Genomic DNA, 16811 nt, shown 5'->3' with positions numbered 1-16811 from the left:
ATGAGCGCACAGCCCGTCCTGCGCTTCGCGCCGAGCCCGAACGGCGAGCTTCACCTCGGCCACGCGCTGTCCGCGCTCGTCGGTTTCGACATGGCGCAGAAACTCGGCGGACGCTTCCTGCTGCGCATCGAGGATATCGACACCACCCGTTGCCGCGACGAGCACATCACGCAGATTTTCGAGGATCTCGCCTGGCTCGGCCTAAAGTGGGAAGAACCGGTGCTGCGACAGAGCGAGCATTTCGGAACCTATCAGGCAGCGGCAAACTGGCTGAAGCGTGCGGGCCTCCTCTACCCCTGCTTCGCGACGCGCAGCGAGATCGCCGAGAAGGCCCAATCGGCGCCTCATGCCGTCGATCCCGATGGCGCCCCGCTCTACCCCGGCCTCCACAAGCACCTTTCGGCACCGGAGATCGCCGCTCGCCTCGGGCGCGGCGAGCCGTTCGCGCTCCGCATTCACATGGATCGCGCATTGAATGCCCTCGAGGGCATGACGGGGTCGCGCCTGGTCACCTTCACGGAGCTGGATGAGGACGGCCGCCCCCAGCGCATCGAGATGGACCCGGCGGAGTGGGGAGACGCCGTGATCGTGCGCAAGGATGTGCCGGCGAGCTACCACCTCGCCGTGACGGTCGACGACGCGCGCCAGGGCATCACCCACGTCACTCGCGGCCGCGATCTCTACCCCGCGACGAGCCTCCAGCGCCTGCTGCAGGTTCTGCTGGGATTGCCCGAGCCGGTCTACCATCACCACAGGCTGCTGACGGACGCCGAAGGACGCAAACTTTCGAAAAGCGCACGCGACACGTCGCTTCGCGATTTGCACAGGCAGGGACTGGATGCGTTGCAGATCCGACAAAAAGTGGGATACTGAAGCAACGGGCTGAAACATCCGTCATGCCATCATTCGTAAACCAATTTTTCCGATGGTGAAACATCGGGTTATAACCTAGAATTGAGCAATTGATTTCTCCCGTATTTCGGGGATCGAGGTGAAGAAGTCGCGCAAGCAGAAGCCGAGGGCCAGGCACCGTGCTCCCAAGCCGGCGGCTCCGCCTCGCCGCGTCTACGCCGCTCCGCGAAAGCAGCCTCGTCTCGGTGACATCTTCCGCACGGCCGAGCGCCGCGTCTCTGCCTTTGGCACGTCCAGCCTCGCCTTCATCCGCGGCGAAGCGCGCGATCTTTCCGCTCTCGCCCGCCGCATGTCTCCGCGTGACGTCGGCGCGAAGTTGCGCCGCATCGGCGCAGAGGCGCGCGCGCTCTCGCTGCCTTATTCGTCCGACGAGCGGGAAGCCCTCGCCCTCCTCTTCCTGCCGTTCCTGCTCGTGGCATCGGCGATCGTCGTGCACCAATCGGTGCGCACCTTGCAGTCCTACATCGTCGTGGTCGGCGCCCCGGACATGGAGATCGCCCCAGTCCGCCCCAACATAACAAGCAGCCCCTCGCTCGCTGCGTTGCCTCGCACCGTCGCGCATGAGGTCACCCCAAACCTTGCGGTGCTGCCGCCCATAGCACTGATTGCGTCCGAAACTGTCGGCACCGCTCCGCTCGGGCGCACAATCGCAGCCCGGCCTTCCGAAGCACCCTTGGCACTCGTTCCGCGGCCGGAGGCCGTACTAGCCCCCCGTACCGGGATCGCCGAGTTGGCTCCTCTTGCACCCGCACCGGCGCCATCGCGTGATACGAAACTGGCGCTCCTCTCGCCCGCGCTAGCACCGCGTGACGATCTCCCTGCGGTCCCGCCTGCCGTGATCGACACTTACGATGCCGACGAGCACGGCAATCCCGTGCTCGCGGGCATCTGCTCCATCGAGCAAGGAACTGCGAGACAAAGCGCATCGTCTCCGGCTTACGCGAGCGCCGGAGGCCAGACGCTCACGGGAGACGCCTTCGGCCTGCACCTCGCGCAAGCCGCGGAGGCTCAGGCCGGCGGCTTTGTCATTTACAACGACGCCTACCGGCGCATTTCATTTCCCATGGGCGACGTGCCGAGCCTGTTCGGCGTCTGCACTGACGTGATCGTGCGCGCCTACCGCGCCTTGGGGTTCGACCTCCAGGCCCTCGTGCATCAAGCCCGCTCCGGCAGTGGCGATACCAACATCGACCATCGCCGCACCGAGGTGCTGCGCCGCTTCTTCGCCGCCCAGGGCGAGAGCCTGCCCATCACCTCGTTCGCGGAAGACTATCGCCCCGGCGACATCGTCACCTACTACCGGCCTCAGAACCAGCGCTCGCGCTCGCACATCGCCATGGTGTCGTCCGTGATCGCGCCATCCGGACGGCCGATGATCATCCACAACAGAGGCTGGGGTCCGCAACTCGAGGACGCGCTGTTCGTCGATCAGATCACCGGCCACTACCGCTATCGGGGTCCGTCGCCGGCGCGCAATGCGGCTCAGGAAAAGTTGCACGACAAACTGCCCGCCGGACATTCCCGCGGCAAGCTTGGGCCGCGCACACCCGTGCTTCCCGCCTCCTACGCTCCCCCGCCGTCAACCGAAGCCCCGCGCCCTGCCGGGCACTGAACCACGCGGGCAAAAAAGGCGCGAAATCCGGCGGAGCTTCAATCTGGTTACGTTTTATTAGCCATACAATTTCAGAATAGTTTTCAAAATTTTGCCGCAGACAAAAACCTTACGAACTGAATAGTCTTGCTTAAAGCCGCGAATAAGCACAGTTTTCGAGTGCCCACCGAAATGCCGCGAAGACAGGATGCGTCGCCACGCGCCGCCATGGTTTTCGCGTTGGTGTTACAGCGCACGAGACGCCCATGCTTGGTTTCCGCCTCAATACGCCCGGTCCCTTCTGGTACGAGGATCTCCTCTTCTTCGTGCTGGACGAAGGACGCCGCCTGCCCGCCCGGGCCAGCAAGGCAGCGGCACAGATCCGCCGGATCGCTGAGACGGCCTGGACCTCTGTATCGGCGAGGTTCGACTCCGAGCTCGCCGGCCGCGTTCGCGATTGGACGGCGAAGGCCAGACCGGCAAACGAGACCGCACCCGCCCTGCGTATCGAGCAGGCCGATCTCCTCGACGAGCCCCTGACTTGGGCGCTCGCCACCGAGCCGCTTGTCGCGGCAGACACGGGAACCCACGCCGCGGTCGGCTTCCACAAATCCGCGGGCGAGCAACTCGACGCACTGACGTACGTCATCGACCGGATGCGCGATGAGCTAAGGCCGCTGATGAGCTACGCCAGCTTCGAGCAGGGGCGCGTCCAGACGCTGGACGACATCCGCCTCGAAACCTCGATCGAGGCGCTCCTCGAGCTTTCGAGGAAGAACGCGGCGACACGCCCCAAGAACCGGGCGCTCAACGCCGCCTGATCTGACCTGGAAAAACCGGATCGCAGCGCGCCACGCTACTGCGCGCCGACCGCCGTGACGCGGCCGTCTCCCGGCGCCGTGGCCTGGGCGGGGTCGAGCACGTTGCCACCGAAAGTCTGAAGCTCGAGCACGGCGAGAGCACGCTCCGGCAGCCCATCCGCACGGAAGCGCAGGCTGCCGTCGATGCCCGTGAATCCCGAGGCCCGCGTCAAGGCCTGCGGCGTGAAGCGCTGCCCCGGTTCCGCTGAAGACAGCGTGATGGAAATGCTCACCGCGTCGTAGGCAAGGCTCGCGAGACGCGGCGGCGCCTGCCCGAAGGAGCGGGAGAATCGCTGCGCGAAGTCGGCCCAGCCATGCGGATCCGGTCCCGGATACCAGCCCTTCACGAAGGCCGGACTGCGCCCCGCGTTCGGGAAATCCCAGCCGCCCGTTCCGAGCAACTGCACGCGATCGGCGCTGATGCCGGAATAGGTGAGGATGGGATCGATCTGCGGCAGCACGTCCGCGCCGCCGGCAATGAGCAGCGCATCGATGGGCGCCGCCGAATCCTGGCTCTGCTTCAATTCGTCAGCCAGCGCCCGCACCGGTGACAGCATCGCGTTGGGCTCGAGCGGATAGCGGCTGACAACGGCGAGCGCCCCGCCATTCCGCTCCACCGCCCGGCGAAACGCGGGCTCGATCACCGCGCCATAAGCGTCATCCGGCACCAGCGCCGCAAAGCGGCGTTTCCCCCGGCCCACGGAGTAGGCGACGATGCGATCCACTTCCTGCTCGGGCAGGAAGCTCATCAGATAGACCCCGTTCCCGGCCACGCGCCGGTCGTTGGAAAACGCGAGCACCGGCACGTTAGCCTTGCGCGCCACCGCCGCCACCGCCTGCGTCGCCTGCGCCGTCAGCGGGCCAACGATGATCTCGGCCCCTTCTCCGATAGCTTCTTGTGCCGCCTGTGCGGCACCTTGCGGAGAGCCCTTGTCGTCCTTGACGATGAGCTGCACCAGCGGATTGTCGAGCTCGAACAGCGCAAGCTCGCCCGCCTGCTTCATGCCCTTCGCCGTCGAGGCCTGCGGCCCGAAGCCCGAAAGAGGCAGCAGCATACCGATGCGCACGGGCTTTTGCGGCCTCCCGCCCATTGCTGGCGCGCCCTTCTGATCGCCCAGCGCCGCCGTCACGTCGCTGGTCGGACTGCCGAGATTGGTGGCACAGGCTGCAACCAGGCCAGCCGCGGCCATGCCCCCAGCCGCGCGGCACGCGAGACGCCCCGCCGCGCGAAGCCGCGCGCGCCATCCCGCAGGACGGACTGGAGGTCCGGCGTCGATCATGAGTGCGGTCCTCTGCAGCCGGTAGAAAACAACGTCACGCCGAGAGTACCATGACCAGGGAAGATGATTGCAAAAGATACCTGGCCGGCGACAGAGGCGGCCAAGCATCCTGAAGAGCCTCTGGTTACAGGCCAAGCGCCGGGGCGTGAAGTGAATTGTGTCACGGCAATCCAAATATCTCTTGGTTTTTCCACGGCAAAGGAGTGAAAGAGAGGTGCCGCGACACGGCCATCGCCCGACTGTCTGTCCGGATGGAGTGGGAAGCTAGTCCGGGTTAGGGGCGGAAAGATGAGAGACGAGCCTCCCGAGAACGAGAAGGTAAACAGCCTCGCGACCGCAAGCCGCGTCGGGTTCGAAATCGAGCGCCAGCTTGGCCTGCCCCTGGGCCCGGGCCTCTATCTGGTCTCGACCCCGATCGGCCACTTGGCCGATATGACGCTGCGCGCAATCGCAACCCTGGCGCGCGCCGATGTCGTCTACTGCGAGGACACCCGCCACAGCCGCACGCTGCTCGCGCACTACGCGATCCGCACGCCCCTGCGTCCTTATCATGAGCATAACGCCGAGGAGCAGCGCCCCCGCATCCTCTCGGAGCTGGAGGCCGGGCGCTCGATCGCACTCATCAGCGATGCGGGAACGCCGCTGATTTCCGATCCAGGCTTCAAGCTCGTTCGCGATGCCGCCGCCGCGGGGCATGCCGTCGTCGCCGTACCCGGTCCCTCGGCGACACTCGCCGCACTCACTGTGGGCGGCTTGCCGACCGACGCGTTCTTCTTCGCAGGATTCCTGCCCGCCAAGGAGGGCGCACGAAAATCCAGGCTCGCCGAGCTGGCCGCCATTCCTGCCACGCTCGTCTTCTTCGAAGCCCCCACGCGAACGGCCGACACGCTCGCCAATCTGGCCGAGGAACTCGGCAACCGCGAAGCGGCCGTCGCGCGCGAGCTGACCAAGCTGCACGAAGATGTCCGCCGCGCGCCTCTCACCGGCTTGGCCCGCCACTTCGCGGCTGATCCTCCGAAAGGCGAGGTGGTGATCGTCGTCGCCCCCCCGCAGGAGACGGAGGTTACCGACGCCGCCATCGAAGCAAGCCTCGCCCCCGCGCTCGAAAGCTTGAGCATCCGCGACGCCACCCGCATGGTGGCCGACACGCTGAAGGTCCCCAAAGCCCGTGTCTACGACGTAGCCCTGGGTCTCAAGCGCCGCGCGGGGAGTTGAACGGGATGCCGGCGCCTCCTCCGCACAAGGATCGTCTAAGGGAGGAACGCCGCGCCAGATACAAACTCGGCCGTCATGCGGAATGGATCGCGGCGCTGGCGCTGCGCCTGCGCGGCTACCGCATTCTCGGGCGCCGGGAAAAAACGCCCCTCGGCGAGATCGATCTCATCGCCGTGCGGGGCCGCCGCCTCGCGTTCATCGAGGTCAAGCAACGCGCCACCCTGGAAGCGGCAGAAGCCGCCGTCACCGCGAAGCAACGCGCCCGCATTCGCAGGGCTGCCGATCTCTGGCTCGCCCAGCACACGCGTTATCAATCCCATGAGCTGGGCTTCGACATCGTGTTCCTGATTGGGCGCGGCTGGCCCCGGCATCTCGAGAATGGCCTGTAGCCGGGAATTTTCTCGACCACACGAACATTTGTGATTGCCAGGACTTCCTGCCGGCACACCGGATGTTTTATACGCTACAGTGTAACGCATTTGCAAACTGAGGCCTCAATGGGCCCTTCACGGGAGTACGCCATGAGAAGATCGATTATCGCGCTAATGCTGGCAGCGGGCGCGCTGGCCGTGGGAGCCGGAGTGGCTTCCGCCGCGAGCCTCGTCTCGGCCAAGAAGCTTGAGCTCAACGTCGACGAAAAGAAGGTCGAAGAGGAGCGCAAAGCGCTCTGGGACAAGCTGGGCGGCTGGTGCGCGATCAAGGAATGGCACCCGGCAGTAGCAGCCTGCGACGAGAGCAAGGAGGGTGACGATACCTTCCGCACGCTGACCCTGAAGGACGGCGGCAAGATCAAGGAGAAGCTCCTCGACCGCGGCGCAATGAGCTACCGCTATTCCATCGTCGAGAGCCCGCTTCCTGTGAAGAACTACGAGGCACAGTTCTCCGTCACCCCCGATGACGACGACCTCGACGAGATCAACGTCGTATGGAGCTCCACCTACGATGCCGCTGACGGCAAGGAGGACAAGGAAGCTCGCAGCACCATCGACGGCATCTTCAAGGCCGGCATCGACAGCATCAAGGCCACCTACGGCAAAAAGGACGACGACGACAAGAAGTAGTCGCGCGAAGTCCGATATCGAAGACGGCCGGAATAACGAAGGGCGCGATCCAACCGGGTCGCGCCCTCAATTCGTTCTGGAAAGGGATGGAAGATCAGTCCGCGGATGCAGTCTTGGAGCGGCCCGACTTCGCGGCCATCGCCGCAGCACGACGGCGATCGACCTCGATCTTGGAAACCTCTCCCGCGGAGATGAGCGCGTTGATGCAGCGGTTGGAGAGCTGCGGCCCATGCGAACGCATGCACTGGCGAACCGCGGTGCTTCCAGGCGCGTGCTGGCTGCAATAGGAGTAGTAATCGGAAGCGCAGGCGAGCTTGACGCCGAGACTGACGGCGCCGGCCTGGGAGTTAAGCGCGCCCGTGAGAAGAATGGCCGCGATGGCAACGCGGACCGGTTTGAAAGTCACGGCTGTGGCAATCGAGGTCTGAGGCGTCATGGCAATCTCCATCGGCCTTGCATGACGCAGAAACTAGGTTATGTCGCGCCTGCGCGCTGTCCCGCAGGTAACTATGGAGAAAATCTGGTTTTTCCGGTTAAGATGGATTTAACGCGCCCCATAAAAATCGAAGCGTTGCCAAGACGCAGGGGTACGGAGAGGAACGAGAGACGAGGAGGAAATATGAGCAGGCTTTACGGACCAAAGCATCGCGAGTTCCAGGATCTCTTCGAGAGCCGCACGATGGCGGATCGCGTGGAAGCGATCGCCGCCAAGACTGAGATCGACGATGTCGCGCGCGCCTTCATCGAAAGCCGCGACATGTTCTTCCTCGCTTCCGCCGACCACAACGGCCGGCCGACCGTATCCTACAAGGGCGGCGATCCCGGCTTCGTCAGAGTACTCGATGCCACCACGCTCGCCTTTCCGAGCTATGACGGCAACGGCATGCACTACTCCACCGGCAACATCGCGGGTAACGGCGAGATCGGCTGCCTGTTCATCGACTTCGAGCGCCCCTTCCGCCTGAGATTGCAGGGCAAGGCACAGGTGTTGAAGGAGGGCCCGCTCATGGGGCTCTTCAAGGAGGCCGAGCTTGTCGTGAAAGTCGCGGTTTCCGACGTGTGGATGAACTGCCCTCGTTACATCCACCGCTACAAGAAGCTGTCCGCCTCGCGCTATGTGCCGCGCGCGGACACCGAGACGCCCCTCTGCGAATGGAAGCGCATCGACGGGATGCAGGACACCTTGCGCCCGCACGAGACCGCAGCCGTCGAACGGGCCGGACATATCACGATCGACGAATGGATGGGCCGGGTCATGACCGGCGACGAGAAGGCCTGAGAGACCAATGCCGCTTCGCATAGCCTGCCAGATGGACCCCATCGAGCGGATCGACATCCGCGGCGACAGCACGTTTGCCATCCTGCTGGAGGCGGAGCGGCGCGGTCACCAGATCTTCTACTACACGCCGCCCAACCTCGCGCTCGAGGGCGACCGGCTGCTCGCCCGCGGCCACAGCCTCAACGTCGTCGACAAGCTCGGCGACCATTACCGGCTGAGCGACGCGCGGCGGGAAAATCTCGCCAACTGGGACGTGGTTCTGCTCCGGCAGGACCCGCCCTTCGACATGGCCTACATCACCACCACGCATCTCCTGGAGCGCATTCATCCAAAGACGCTGGTGGTGAATGATCCAGCGCACGTTCGCAACGCGCCCGAGAAGATCTTCGTTCTCGATTTTCTCGACCTGATGCCGGCGACCCTTGTCACCCGCTCGCTGGACGACGTGCTGGCCTTCCGCCGGGCGCACAAGGACATCATCGTGAAGCCGCTCTACGGCAACGGCGGCGCGAGCGTGTTTCGCATCCGCCCCGAGGACAGCAACCTCGCCTCCCTGGTCGAGCTGTTCCAAACCGTCTTCCGCGAGCCCTTCATGGTTCAGGAATATCGCGCCGAGGTCCGCAACGGCGACAAGCGCATCATTCTGATCGACGGAGAGATCGCGGGCGCCGTCAACCGCGTGCCGGCCGAAGGTGAAACCCGCTCGAACCTGCATGTCGGCGGCACGGCAGCGAAAACCGAGATCACCGATCGCGAGCGCGAGATCTGCGCCCGTCTTGCACCTGAGCTCAAGCGCCGCGGCCTGATTTTCACCGGCATCGACGTGATCGGCGGCTTCCTCACCGAGATCAACGTCACCTCGCCGACTGGCATCCGCCAGGTGAAGGCATTCGGCGGCACAGACATCGCCGCACGCATCTGGGACGTCATCGAGACGAAGGTCGCCGCCAAGACCGCTTGACGGCGACCCCGTAAGCAGATCGTTCGGCGCTCCGCCATCGAGCCGGAGCGCCGAAGCACGATCAGTAGCGGACCGACAACTGCGCCGACCCGATATGAGCGAGATAGTCTTCGCGGATATTGGCGTCGTAGTTGAGCTGGAACGTCGATTCCGGCCCGATCTGCGCCAGCAGACCCAGGCCCAGCGCTGCTGAATCGCGCCCAACACCTGGCCCCGCGGCCGTGAATGTCGCGCCGCCGGCCGCGAAGCTCGCCGTGACATCCTGCGCATCGTCCGAAAACTCGTGCAACCAAAGCGCCCGTGCCTCGAGCACAGTATCGACAGCGATCGGCACCAGCGCCTTCAGGCCGAGACCCGACACCAGCGAGTCGTTGTTCTGATCGCCGACGGAGAGCCCCATGCCGGCGTCGCTGGTCTCCTTATAGCCGTCCTGCCGCAGCTTGGAGTACGTCAACGACGCGACCGGCGTCAGAATGTTGCCGCCGCCGACGTGCATCGGCGCACCCAGCTCCAACGCAGCATTGTATTGATCGCCCTCGTGATCGCCCTTTGCTACGTCTTGCAAAGGCACGCTCAGAACGCGTGTCGTTTCGTAGTCGTGCCACGTGAAGCCGGTGCGGCCCGTCGCATACCAGCCCGAACCCCTGTAGGAGGCATAGAGTTCGGCCAAATAGCTGTCGATCCCGGTCTTGTTGGCCTTCGTGTCGCCCTCTCCGTCGATATCCGTGTTGGCATATCCGATCGCCACGCCGACACGAACGCCGGGTGCGGCCCAGTTGTCATAGCCTGCGAGGATGCCGTAGAGGCGCGCGTCGTAGCCGTCGACGTTTTCGATCTCGTCTTGATTGAAGCCGACGCCAAAGGCTCGGCCCCAGAGAGCGCCGCCTCCCTGCGACGGCCCCGCATCGACGCTCGGCGTGGATCCGCCGAGGTTGGACCGGTTGGGATCATTCTGCTTCATGCCCAGTCCAGACGGCTGAGGGAAGCTGTTTCCGCTGGACCCGGTTGCGCCGACCGAGGCAAGGCGTGCCTCGATATGCTGGCCGGTGACCTGGTTGAGCAAGATTGCAGCCTGCTGCGTGGCGTAGTTGGTCTCCGGCTTCAACTGCTCGCCGGCCTTGCGCACGTCGTCCTCTTCCGAGAGATTCTGGACGGCACCCGCCAAGGCACCCGCATCGGAGTCGCTGTCCTCGACGGATAGCAACCCGTTGAGAGCCGAGATGCCCGGCTTGGACAGGCCTTCAACACTCGAAGCGTCGGCAACGGTGGCTTGGATCGCAAGCGAATCCCCGCCCGCGCCCGCAGCGGCGTCCGCTGTCCAGCTCACGAGCACCGTGCCTTCGACTTCGGGAGTGTCTCCCACGTTCAGTGCATCGAGTTCTTTGGCAACGAGATACCACTCGCCGGATTTCACGACGCTGTCGATCACGGGAGCGATCGTCGTCGTCCGGCTGAGCGACCCACCGGTGACGTTGCCGCTGTTGTCCACGTCGACGACGGTGAGATCGTCGATGAAGCCGCTGTTCTCCGAAGGCAACGCGGCAGTGGACCCCGCGCCTCCACCGAAGATGTGCGGCTTGAGTACATTGCGGCTGTCGGCGACGTCGAACCCGTAGATCGTGGTCGCGGGGCTGGTGAAGATCGTGAGGTCGACGTCCTCCATGTCTCCGGCGTTTTCCAGCGTGAAGGTTTTCGAACCCCAGATAGAGATATCGAATGTGGCGGACTGAGTTGCGCCGGCGGCAGCGCCTGCAATCCCGAGATCGGGATTCGCAATCACGGCGGCACTGTTGTCGACCGCGGTGACGATTGACGCCGAGTTTTCGCTGGCCGGCAGCTCACCGTGGGCCGGATTGCCTTGCACGGCATCGCCGACTACTACTCCCGTGGCGAAGCAGCCTTCACTGCCGACCGTGCACGACCTGCCGGGCGCCAGCGTCCGTCTCTGATCGACATGGATGTCGCCCTCGATTGTCCCCTCGCTTTCGTTGCTCAGAACATGAGCGCCGTTCGAGTAGTAGAAATCGCCGGTGATCGTCCCGCTGTTGACGATGGTCGAGTCGAGCTGGCCGAATTGAGAGTTGATACGGAGGTAGTCTTTCTGAAGAGCCGTGCTGGCATCGATTGGGCCGAGCACATTGAGACCCCACCAGCGGAGCGCGTGACCGTTCGTCATCACGATATCGCCCGAGATCGTGCCGCGGTTCTCGATCTCGGCTGTGCTCGTGATGCCGGAATCGGAGACGGCGGCAATGGCGATACCGCCGCCAGGCCCATCCGTGTGCTCGATGAGGCCATCGTTGATGAGGCTGAATTCGGCAGCGCGGCTGTAGACTCCAGCAGCCAGGCTTCCGGAAACGGAAATAGTTCCGCTCTTTTCATTATCTAGCGAGAACGACTCGAGCTCTTCCTCCACGAAAACGCCAGCCGCCACTTGCAGACCGGCATTTGGGATCGTCCCGACACTCGCCGTGACATCGTCCGGGCGCGCCTGAATGGCGTCGCTCCTGAGGCGGGTGATGACAATGCTGTCGCGTTCGACCTCGATTTTTCCGGAGTTCGTGACATTGAGTTCCTCTACATCACCGTTTCCTGCGATGCCGTAAAGCTGGCCGACGCCGGCATGACTCAGTTTGATGTTCCCGGTGTTCTCGATGTTGTATTCGCCGTCGTCGTTTGCGTTGATCCCAATGATGTTGGCAACGTTGGACGACGAGGAAATGGTATCGGCACCGAACGTCCTCGCGTAGTCCTTGCTCCCATCACCGTTGACGACCGGCGCGGCCGTGATCGCCCGGATCTCGGCGGCAGTAGCGGCCCGTGCCACCGTCGTTACGGCGCCATCCTTGTCAGTCACCGTGTATGTCGTCGTGCCGGAAGGCGTGCTGCTACCCCAACCTCCAGGCGGCACATGGACGGTTGTTTTCGCGGTCGTTTTGACCGCGTTGTCGAGGATCTTGTCGTTCGACATCGTATTTTCGATGTCGCCGCTGTTCTTGAGGTTTCCCTCCCCATCGATAGGGGTGACGAGAATACCGCTGACCGTGATGGCTGTCGCAGGCGTGAAGGATGCATTGAGTGCCGAGTTCGCGAACAGATCCGAGACCAGCCCCGGAGCAAACTTGTCGCCCGCGTTTCCTCCATCCGTAATGGTGATGTGGGACGTGTTCTCCTGCTCCCCCTCGCATTCGATGCCGACAGTCAAGGTTGAGCTCGGCGCACATGCGGCCATCGCCTCATGCGAGACGGAAACGCTCAGCATGAGCGCCAGCGAGAGTGAAGCGGCCGCACTGCCGAGACGGACAGGCGGCTTGAACGCAAAACGAGTCATATCTTCCCCCATCGAAGATGTTGGTTGGCGAGGTTCTTTTTTTTTGGAAGGCGAAGGTGTTGGAGCGCGTTAGCGCGCGGCCTCACACTGGCTTCAAAGCCAGGGCGGCCCCTCGGGCGGACAAGACGAATGTGGCAGATATGCTGGGGCGGATGCGCCAGGCGATACGCAATACATTGACTGTCCTCCCGTCAGACCCTCCCGACACCGATGCGGAACAGTTCCCGTCAAAAGGCGTCAGCGGGCCCAATCTGTACCGTTATTTGTCAGCTTTGCCCGCGCGCTGATGGCAGTTAGGCAAAACGCAATAACGTTTCACCCCTACAGTGAACATACGGATGGAACTTGCCTACGGGACTAGTTCCCTACTTATGTAATCTCGCCAGAGTTACATCTTGCCAGTGGCAGAATGGATACAGACCTGAGCAAGTGCAGCACCCGAACGATTGCATCACGTTCGATTAGAGCGGAGCATCAGACTCTGGGGACATGAGCCCGAAAGGGGCACGCGGGTGGACTACACGGCACTGTCGAAAATCGTTCTCTTCCTCGCCTTCGGGGCGGCGTCGATCGCCGGCATGCGCCGGCAATGGATCAATGATCCGCCGGGCTTCCGAAAGACGCTGAAGCTGGTCGCCGCTCTCCTGGTGTTCAGCCTCGCGGGCGTCGCGCTGATGATTGCCCTCGTGCCCGAGCCCCCCGGAAACGCAAGCGGCATCGCGACCCTCGCCCTGATCGGGTTTATCCTGAGCTGGATCTTTCTCGGCTCGCTCTGGCTGGCGCGTCATGCCCCGCGCTACAACGCCCTACCCCGATGGGTGGACCATCGCTTCGGCCCCGTCGAATCCACCCTTATTGCCGTCTGCGCAGCGAGCGTTTTGACGTTGCTTTTGCTCTAGAAACAGCAAGCCCATTGTTATTTGAACAAAGCCCGGAAATTCGCCGCACCTTTTTGGCTGCGACATTATCCGGACTGGAAATGGCGTAGCCGAATTACAAATCTCCTTTTGTTGGTAGGGACGGGAAGTATCAAAACCTAGAGTCACTCCACAATCTTTGAAGCGCAGCCCGCATGTCTGCGCTTCCAATAACGATAAGAACGACGATGGGAACCGAAACGTCCGGCCTTGAGGAGCGCTCAATGCCAAAGAAAAAGGGTCCTATCGATGATCGAGCTCGCACTGATTGCCTGCCTCACCGCCGAACCCGGCAAATGCAAGGATGTCGGCCTCATCTTTCAAGCGGAGAGCATGACGCCGATGCAGTGCGTGATGGGCGCCGCGCCTGAAATTGCCAAATGGACCGACGAGCATCCGCGCTGGTACGTGAAGCGCTGGACATGCCGTCCCGCAGGCACCGTCGCAAAGATTTGAGGACCTCTCTCCGTATCGCCGGCTCGCACTCGGCGATACGGGTTCGCGCGGTGATAGCGCGGAGTGGATTAATCGGACTTCACCAGTCGCAGCAGCTCGGCGCCGTCCTCTCCCTGCAATCTTAGGATGGACCCTTCCAGCTTGTAGCTGCGAGCCCGCGTAAGCGCGCCGAGGAATTTCTGCTCCTGGTCCATGACCGCGGGCGGGCACATCATGCGCGTGGTTGCAGGCGGCGCGATGGTGATCTTCTCTCCGGCGATCTTCGCCGTGCCGGAAATCCGATTACAGCCGCCAGCCCCGCTCAGCTTTCCGGAGGCATCGATACGAAACGTGGAAGCGACGTTGTCGACGACGCCGCGCCCCTCGATGTCCTCAGCCAGCCAGGTGATGTCTGTCAAAATCGCATCATCCGCAGCCGCTCCGGCAAATGGAAAACCTGCGGCAACAAGAAGTCCGGCCACAAATCTAAACGACCTCACAAGGACAGTCTCCCAAAGCACAGAAAAATGCAGGAGTGCGCCCTGCGACGATTGCGAACCGGACACGCACGCCCTATGGCCTAAAGATGCACACCTGAACGTGGCCGAATTCTGTAGAATTCGAACCGCTTATTACTCCTGCCGCGACTTCGTTGCGACGGCGACCGCCGACACCCGAGCCGACGATCCCGCCGCTCCTTGATCAAGGAGACGGATCCATGGACGCGTCCGCGTCACCCCCGCGCAAACCGCCTGCGCCGACCTTTCGCGAGCTCTTCACGCCGAAGCTGATCACGCTCCTGCGTGAAGGCTACGGCGCGAAAGACTTCGGAGCGGACGCGCTGGCAGGCCTCACCGTCGCAATCGTCGCGCTCCCCCTCTCGATGGCCATCGCCATCGGCTCGGGCCTTTCCCCGGAGAAGGGGCTGTTCACCGCCATCGTCGGCGGCTTCCTGATCTCGGCGCTCGGCGGCAGCCGCTTCCAGATCGGCGGGCCTGCGGGCGCCTTCATCGTGCTGATCGCCGCCATCGTGGAACGGCACGGCTACGACGGTCTCGTGCTCGCAACCTCCATGGCCGGCCTGCTGATGATGCTCGCAGGCTTCCTGCGGCTCGGAACCTACATCAAATACATCCCCCTGCCCGTCACCGTCGGATTCACGGCGGGCATCGCCGTCATCATTTTCGCGAGCCAGATGAAAGAGCTGCTGGGCCTCGATCTCGCCCATGAGCCCGCGGCCCTCGCCCCCAAGCTCGCGGCCATCTGGAGCGCGCTCGGATCGTTCAACCCGGCCGCAATCGGATTGTCGCTGCTTGCCGTCGTCCTCATAGTCGGCCTGCGCCGGGTAAAGCCCAAATGGCCCGGCATGCTCATCGCCGTCGCCGTGACGGCGCTGCTCACGGCGCTTTTCCAGCTCGATGTCGCCACCATCGGCTCGCGCTTCGGCGAGGTGCCGCGCATGCTGCCCTCCCCTTCGCTCCCCTCGTTCGATCTCGCCAAGCTGCGCGCCGTCTTCCCGGACGCCCTCGCCATTGCCCTCTTGGGCGCCATCGAAAGCCTGCTCTCGGCCGTCGTGGCGGATGGCATGACCGGACGCAAGCACCGCTCCAATTGCGAGCTGGTCGCCCAGGGCGCCGCCAACATCGCAGCCGTCACCTTTGGCGGCATGTGCGTGACAGGCACCATCGCGCGCACCGCGACCAACGTGCGCGCCGGAGCGCGAACGCCGGTCTCCGGCATGCTGCACTCGGTCTACATCCTGCTGTTCCTGCTGGTCGCCGCGCCGCTCGCCGCCTACATCCCCCTCGCGAGCCTCGGCGGCGTACTGGCCGTCGTCGCCTGGAACATGGCGGAGAAAGAGGAGTTCGCCGCCCTCTTGCGCTCCTCCTGGGGAGACGCGACCGTTCTCATGGCGACCTTCCTCCTCACCATCTTCGAGGATCTCACGATCGCCATAACCGTCGGCGTCACGCTCGGCGCCTTCCTCTTCATGCACCGCATGGCGGAGAACGTGGAGGTCGAAACGGGGCACGCCCTCGTGGCGGACGATGCCGCCGATACGGCCGGAGAGCAGCGCACGCGCTACGAGCCCGCCACCTATGGTCGTGACGTCGTGGTCTACCGCATCTCGGGCGCCTTCTTCTTTGCCGCCACCGCCGCCGTGCGCGGCGTGCTGGACCGCATCGGAGAGCACCCCAAAACCTTCATCCTGGATTTCGCCGACGTGCCCCTCGTCGACAGCACCGCCGCCAAATCCCTGGAAGGCTTCGTGCACCAGCTCGAAGGCGCAGGGACGAAAGTGTATTTCACCGCGGCTCGCCCGAACGTGCGCCGTGCCCTCCTCAGCGCGGGGCTCAGATCTCCCCGCGTCCACTACGCCCCAAGCATTCAGGACGTCGTGGACGCCGCCCAGGGATCGTAGCTGCCGAAACTCCACGCGTGCCCCTCGGGATCGCGGACGGAGTAGCTGCGCCCGCCGTAGCTCTCTCCCCGCGGCGCGATCACGGTCTCCGCACCCGCCGCGGAAGCCCGCGCATAGTGCGCGTCCACATCCTCGACGATGACGTAGAGGGTCTGCGTGCACCGCCCGCCCGCGCGCTCGGGCAGCGTCATGACGAGCTTCCCGAACTCACCCCCGTTGTCCGGCCCGATCATGATCATGCCGTTCGCGAACGTGAGCTCAGCATGAACCACCTGACCCGCGTCGTCGCGATAGACCGCATGCTGCTCGAAGCCGAACGCCTCGCACAACCAATCGACCGCCGCGTCGGCATCCTTGTAGCCGAGGCAGGGGATGAGACTGCACTTCGCACTGGGTCCGGCCATTTCGAAAGTTCCCTGAGAAAATCCAAGAGACGACGGAAGATAGAACGCACTTCGCGAGGCGAGGTTCTGGCGGTACCGGCGTTTCGCACAGCCTTTCGCGACGGATATTCCCGGGTCAGGCGTTCCCCCTACTGATGACAGCC

The 16811-nt window shown here is 63.8% G+C and carries 16 protein-coding genes; 11 read left to right on the top strand and 5 right to left on the bottom strand.

Going from position 1 to position 16811, the window contains the following annotated elements; all coding sequences use genetic code 11:
* From gluQRS to PE058_RS04210, 3 genes are all read left to right on the top strand, one after another.
* The gene (gene gluQRS / locus PE058_RS04220) at window positions 1-873 is read left to right on the top strand and encodes a tRNA glutamyl-Q(34) synthetase GluQRS (RefSeq protein WP_271029965.1); all 873 of its coding nucleotides are present in this window, start codon (window positions 1-3) and stop codon (window positions 871-873) included.
* Between the two features lie 118 nt (window positions 874-991).
* Complete coding sequence (locus PE058_RS04215) at window positions 992-2524, top strand: DUF1287 domain-containing protein (RefSeq protein WP_271029964.1); 1533 nt, start codon at window positions 992-994, stop codon at window positions 2522-2524.
* 245 nt (window positions 2525-2769) lie between these two features.
* A complete protein-coding gene (locus tag PE058_RS04210) occupies window positions 2770-3324 on the top strand; it encodes a hypothetical protein (RefSeq protein WP_020084112.1) in 555 nt (184 codons plus the stop codon).
* 35 nt (window positions 3325-3359) lie between these two features.
* Here PE058_RS04210 and PE058_RS04205 read toward each other — a convergent pair whose 3' ends face one another.
* Complete coding sequence (locus PE058_RS04205) at window positions 3360-4643, bottom strand: penicillin-binding protein activator (protein ID WP_271029963.1); 1284 nt, start codon at window positions 4641-4643, stop codon at window positions 3360-3362.
* A gap of 288 nt (window positions 4644-4931) precedes the next feature.
* Here PE058_RS04205 and rsmI point away from each other — a divergent pair, with 288 nt between their 5' ends.
* The 3 genes from rsmI (at window position 4932) to PE058_RS04190 (ending at window position 6919) form a co-directional block, all read left to right on the top strand.
* Window positions 4932-5858, top strand: a complete 927-nt coding sequence (gene rsmI, locus PE058_RS04200) for a 16S rRNA (cytidine(1402)-2'-O)-methyltransferase (protein WP_271029962.1) — start codon at window positions 4932-4934, stop codon at window positions 5856-5858.
* A gap of 5 nt (window positions 5859-5863) precedes the next feature.
* Entirely contained in the window at window positions 5864-6247 is a 384-nt protein-coding gene (locus tag PE058_RS04195; protein ID WP_271029961.1) for a YraN family protein, read from the top strand.
* Between the two features lie 132 nt (window positions 6248-6379).
* Window positions 6380-6919 (top strand): SRPBCC family protein, encoded by a 540-nt coding sequence (locus PE058_RS04190; RefSeq protein WP_026867748.1) that lies wholly within the window; start codon window positions 6380-6382, stop codon window positions 6917-6919.
* 94 nt (window positions 6920-7013) lie between these two features.
* On the opposite strand, the gene PE058_RS04185 is transcribed toward PE058_RS04190, so the two are convergent.
* Entirely contained in the window at window positions 7014-7355 is a 342-nt protein-coding gene (locus PE058_RS04185) for a hypothetical protein (RefSeq protein WP_271029960.1), read from the bottom strand.
* Window positions 7356-7538: 183 nt separating this feature from the next.
* On the opposite strand from PE058_RS04185, the gene PE058_RS04180 reads away from it, so the two are divergent.
* Both PE058_RS04180 and gshB read left to right on the top strand, forming a co-directional pair.
* A complete protein-coding gene (locus tag PE058_RS04180; protein ID WP_020084106.1) occupies window positions 7539-8198 on the top strand; it encodes a pyridoxamine 5'-phosphate oxidase family protein in 660 nt (219 codons plus the stop codon).
* 7 nt (window positions 8199-8205) lie between these two features.
* Entirely contained in the window at window positions 8206-9159 is a 954-nt protein-coding gene (gshB, locus tag PE058_RS04175) for a glutathione synthase (protein WP_271029959.1), read from the top strand.
* Window positions 9160-9220: 61 nt separating this feature from the next.
* Here the strand turns inward: gshB and PE058_RS04170 are convergent, their stop codons facing one another.
* A complete protein-coding gene (locus PE058_RS04170) occupies window positions 9221-12490 on the bottom strand; it encodes an autotransporter family protein (RefSeq protein WP_271029958.1) in 3270 nt (1089 codons plus the stop codon).
* Window positions 12491-13002: 512 nt separating this feature from the next.
* Here PE058_RS04170 and PE058_RS04165 point away from each other — a divergent pair.
* Both PE058_RS04165 and PE058_RS04160 read left to right on the top strand, forming a co-directional pair.
* A complete protein-coding gene (locus PE058_RS04165) occupies window positions 13003-13389 on the top strand; it encodes a hypothetical protein (RefSeq protein WP_271029957.1) in 387 nt (128 codons plus the stop codon).
* A gap of 267 nt (window positions 13390-13656) precedes the next feature.
* Complete coding sequence (locus PE058_RS04160; protein ID WP_020084101.1) at window positions 13657-13863, top strand: hypothetical protein; 207 nt, start codon at window positions 13657-13659, stop codon at window positions 13861-13863.
* Window positions 13864-13931: 68 nt separating this feature from the next.
* Here the strand turns inward: PE058_RS04160 and PE058_RS04155 are convergent, their stop codons facing one another.
* On the bottom strand, window positions 13932-14261 hold the full coding sequence (locus PE058_RS04155) for an META domain-containing protein (protein ID WP_198011113.1): 330 nt from the start codon (window positions 14259-14261) through the stop codon (window positions 13932-13934).
* Between the two features lie 299 nt (window positions 14262-14560).
* Here PE058_RS04155 and PE058_RS04150 point away from each other — a divergent pair, with 299 nt between their 5' ends.
* Window positions 14561-16264, top strand: a complete 1704-nt coding sequence (locus PE058_RS04150) for a SulP family inorganic anion transporter (RefSeq protein WP_271029956.1) — start codon at window positions 14561-14563, stop codon at window positions 16262-16264.
* Here PE058_RS04150 and PE058_RS04145 read toward each other — a convergent pair.
* The gene (locus tag PE058_RS04145) at window positions 16231-16668 is read right to left on the bottom strand and encodes a VOC family protein (protein WP_271029955.1); all 438 of its coding nucleotides are present in this window, start codon (window positions 16666-16668) and stop codon (window positions 16231-16233) included. The genes PE058_RS04150 and PE058_RS04145 overlap by 34 nt on opposite strands.
* Window positions 16669-16811: the final 143 nt, after the last annotated feature.

The organism is Hyphomicrobium sp. DMF-1 (genome assembly GCF_027886585.1).
In the GTDB taxonomy this organism is placed as follows: domain Bacteria; phylum Pseudomonadota; class Alphaproteobacteria; order Rhizobiales; family Hyphomicrobiaceae; genus Hyphomicrobium_C; species Hyphomicrobium_C zavarzinii.
The sequence above is the reverse complement of the archived record's forward strand: the minus strand, read 5'-3'. Positions and strand labels throughout refer to the sequence as shown.

Excerpts from the sequence above, each read along its gene's own strand:
- PE058_RS04150 (WP_271029956.1), top strand. The coding sequence starts at position 14,561 with ATGGACGCGTCCGCGTCACCCCCGCGCAAACCGCCTGCGCCGACCTTT.
- PE058_RS04190 (WP_026867748.1), top strand. The coding sequence starts at position 6,380 with ATGAGAAGATCGATTATCGCGCTAATGCTGGCAGCGGGCGCGCTGGCC.
- PE058_RS04195 (WP_271029961.1), top strand. The coding sequence starts at position 5,864 with ATGCCGGCGCCTCCTCCGCACAAGGATCGTCTAAGGGAGGAACGCCGC.
- PE058_RS04170 (WP_271029958.1), bottom strand. The coding sequence starts at position 12,490 with ATGACTCGTTTTGCGTTCAAGCCGCCTGTCCGTCTCGGCAGTGCGGCC.
- PE058_RS04205 (WP_271029963.1), bottom strand. The coding sequence starts at position 4,643 with ATGATCGACGCCGGACCTCCAGTCCGTCCTGCGGGATGGCGCGCGCGG.
- PE058_RS04210 (WP_020084112.1), top strand. The coding sequence starts at position 2,770 with ATGCTTGGTTTCCGCCTCAATACGCCCGGTCCCTTCTGGTACGAGGAT.
- PE058_RS04160 (WP_020084101.1), top strand. The coding sequence starts at position 13,657 with ATGATCGAGCTCGCACTGATTGCCTGCCTCACCGCCGAACCCGGCAAA.
- PE058_RS04185 (WP_271029960.1), bottom strand. The coding sequence starts at position 7,355 with ATGACGCCTCAGACCTCGATTGCCACAGCCGTGACTTTCAAACCGGTC.
- gshB (WP_271029959.1), top strand. The coding sequence starts at position 8,206 with ATGCCGCTTCGCATAGCCTGCCAGATGGACCCCATCGAGCGGATCGAC.
- gluQRS (WP_271029965.1), top strand. The coding sequence starts at position 1 with ATGAGCGCACAGCCCGTCCTGCGCTTCGCGCCGAGCCCGAACGGCGAG.
- rsmI (WP_271029962.1), top strand. The coding sequence starts at position 4,932 with ATGAGAGACGAGCCTCCCGAGAACGAGAAGGTAAACAGCCTCGCGACC.
- PE058_RS04145 (WP_271029955.1), bottom strand. The coding sequence starts at position 16,668 with ATGGCCGGACCCAGTGCGAAGTGCAGTCTCATCCCCTGCCTCGGCTAC.
- PE058_RS04180 (WP_020084106.1), top strand. The coding sequence starts at position 7,539 with ATGAGCAGGCTTTACGGACCAAAGCATCGCGAGTTCCAGGATCTCTTC.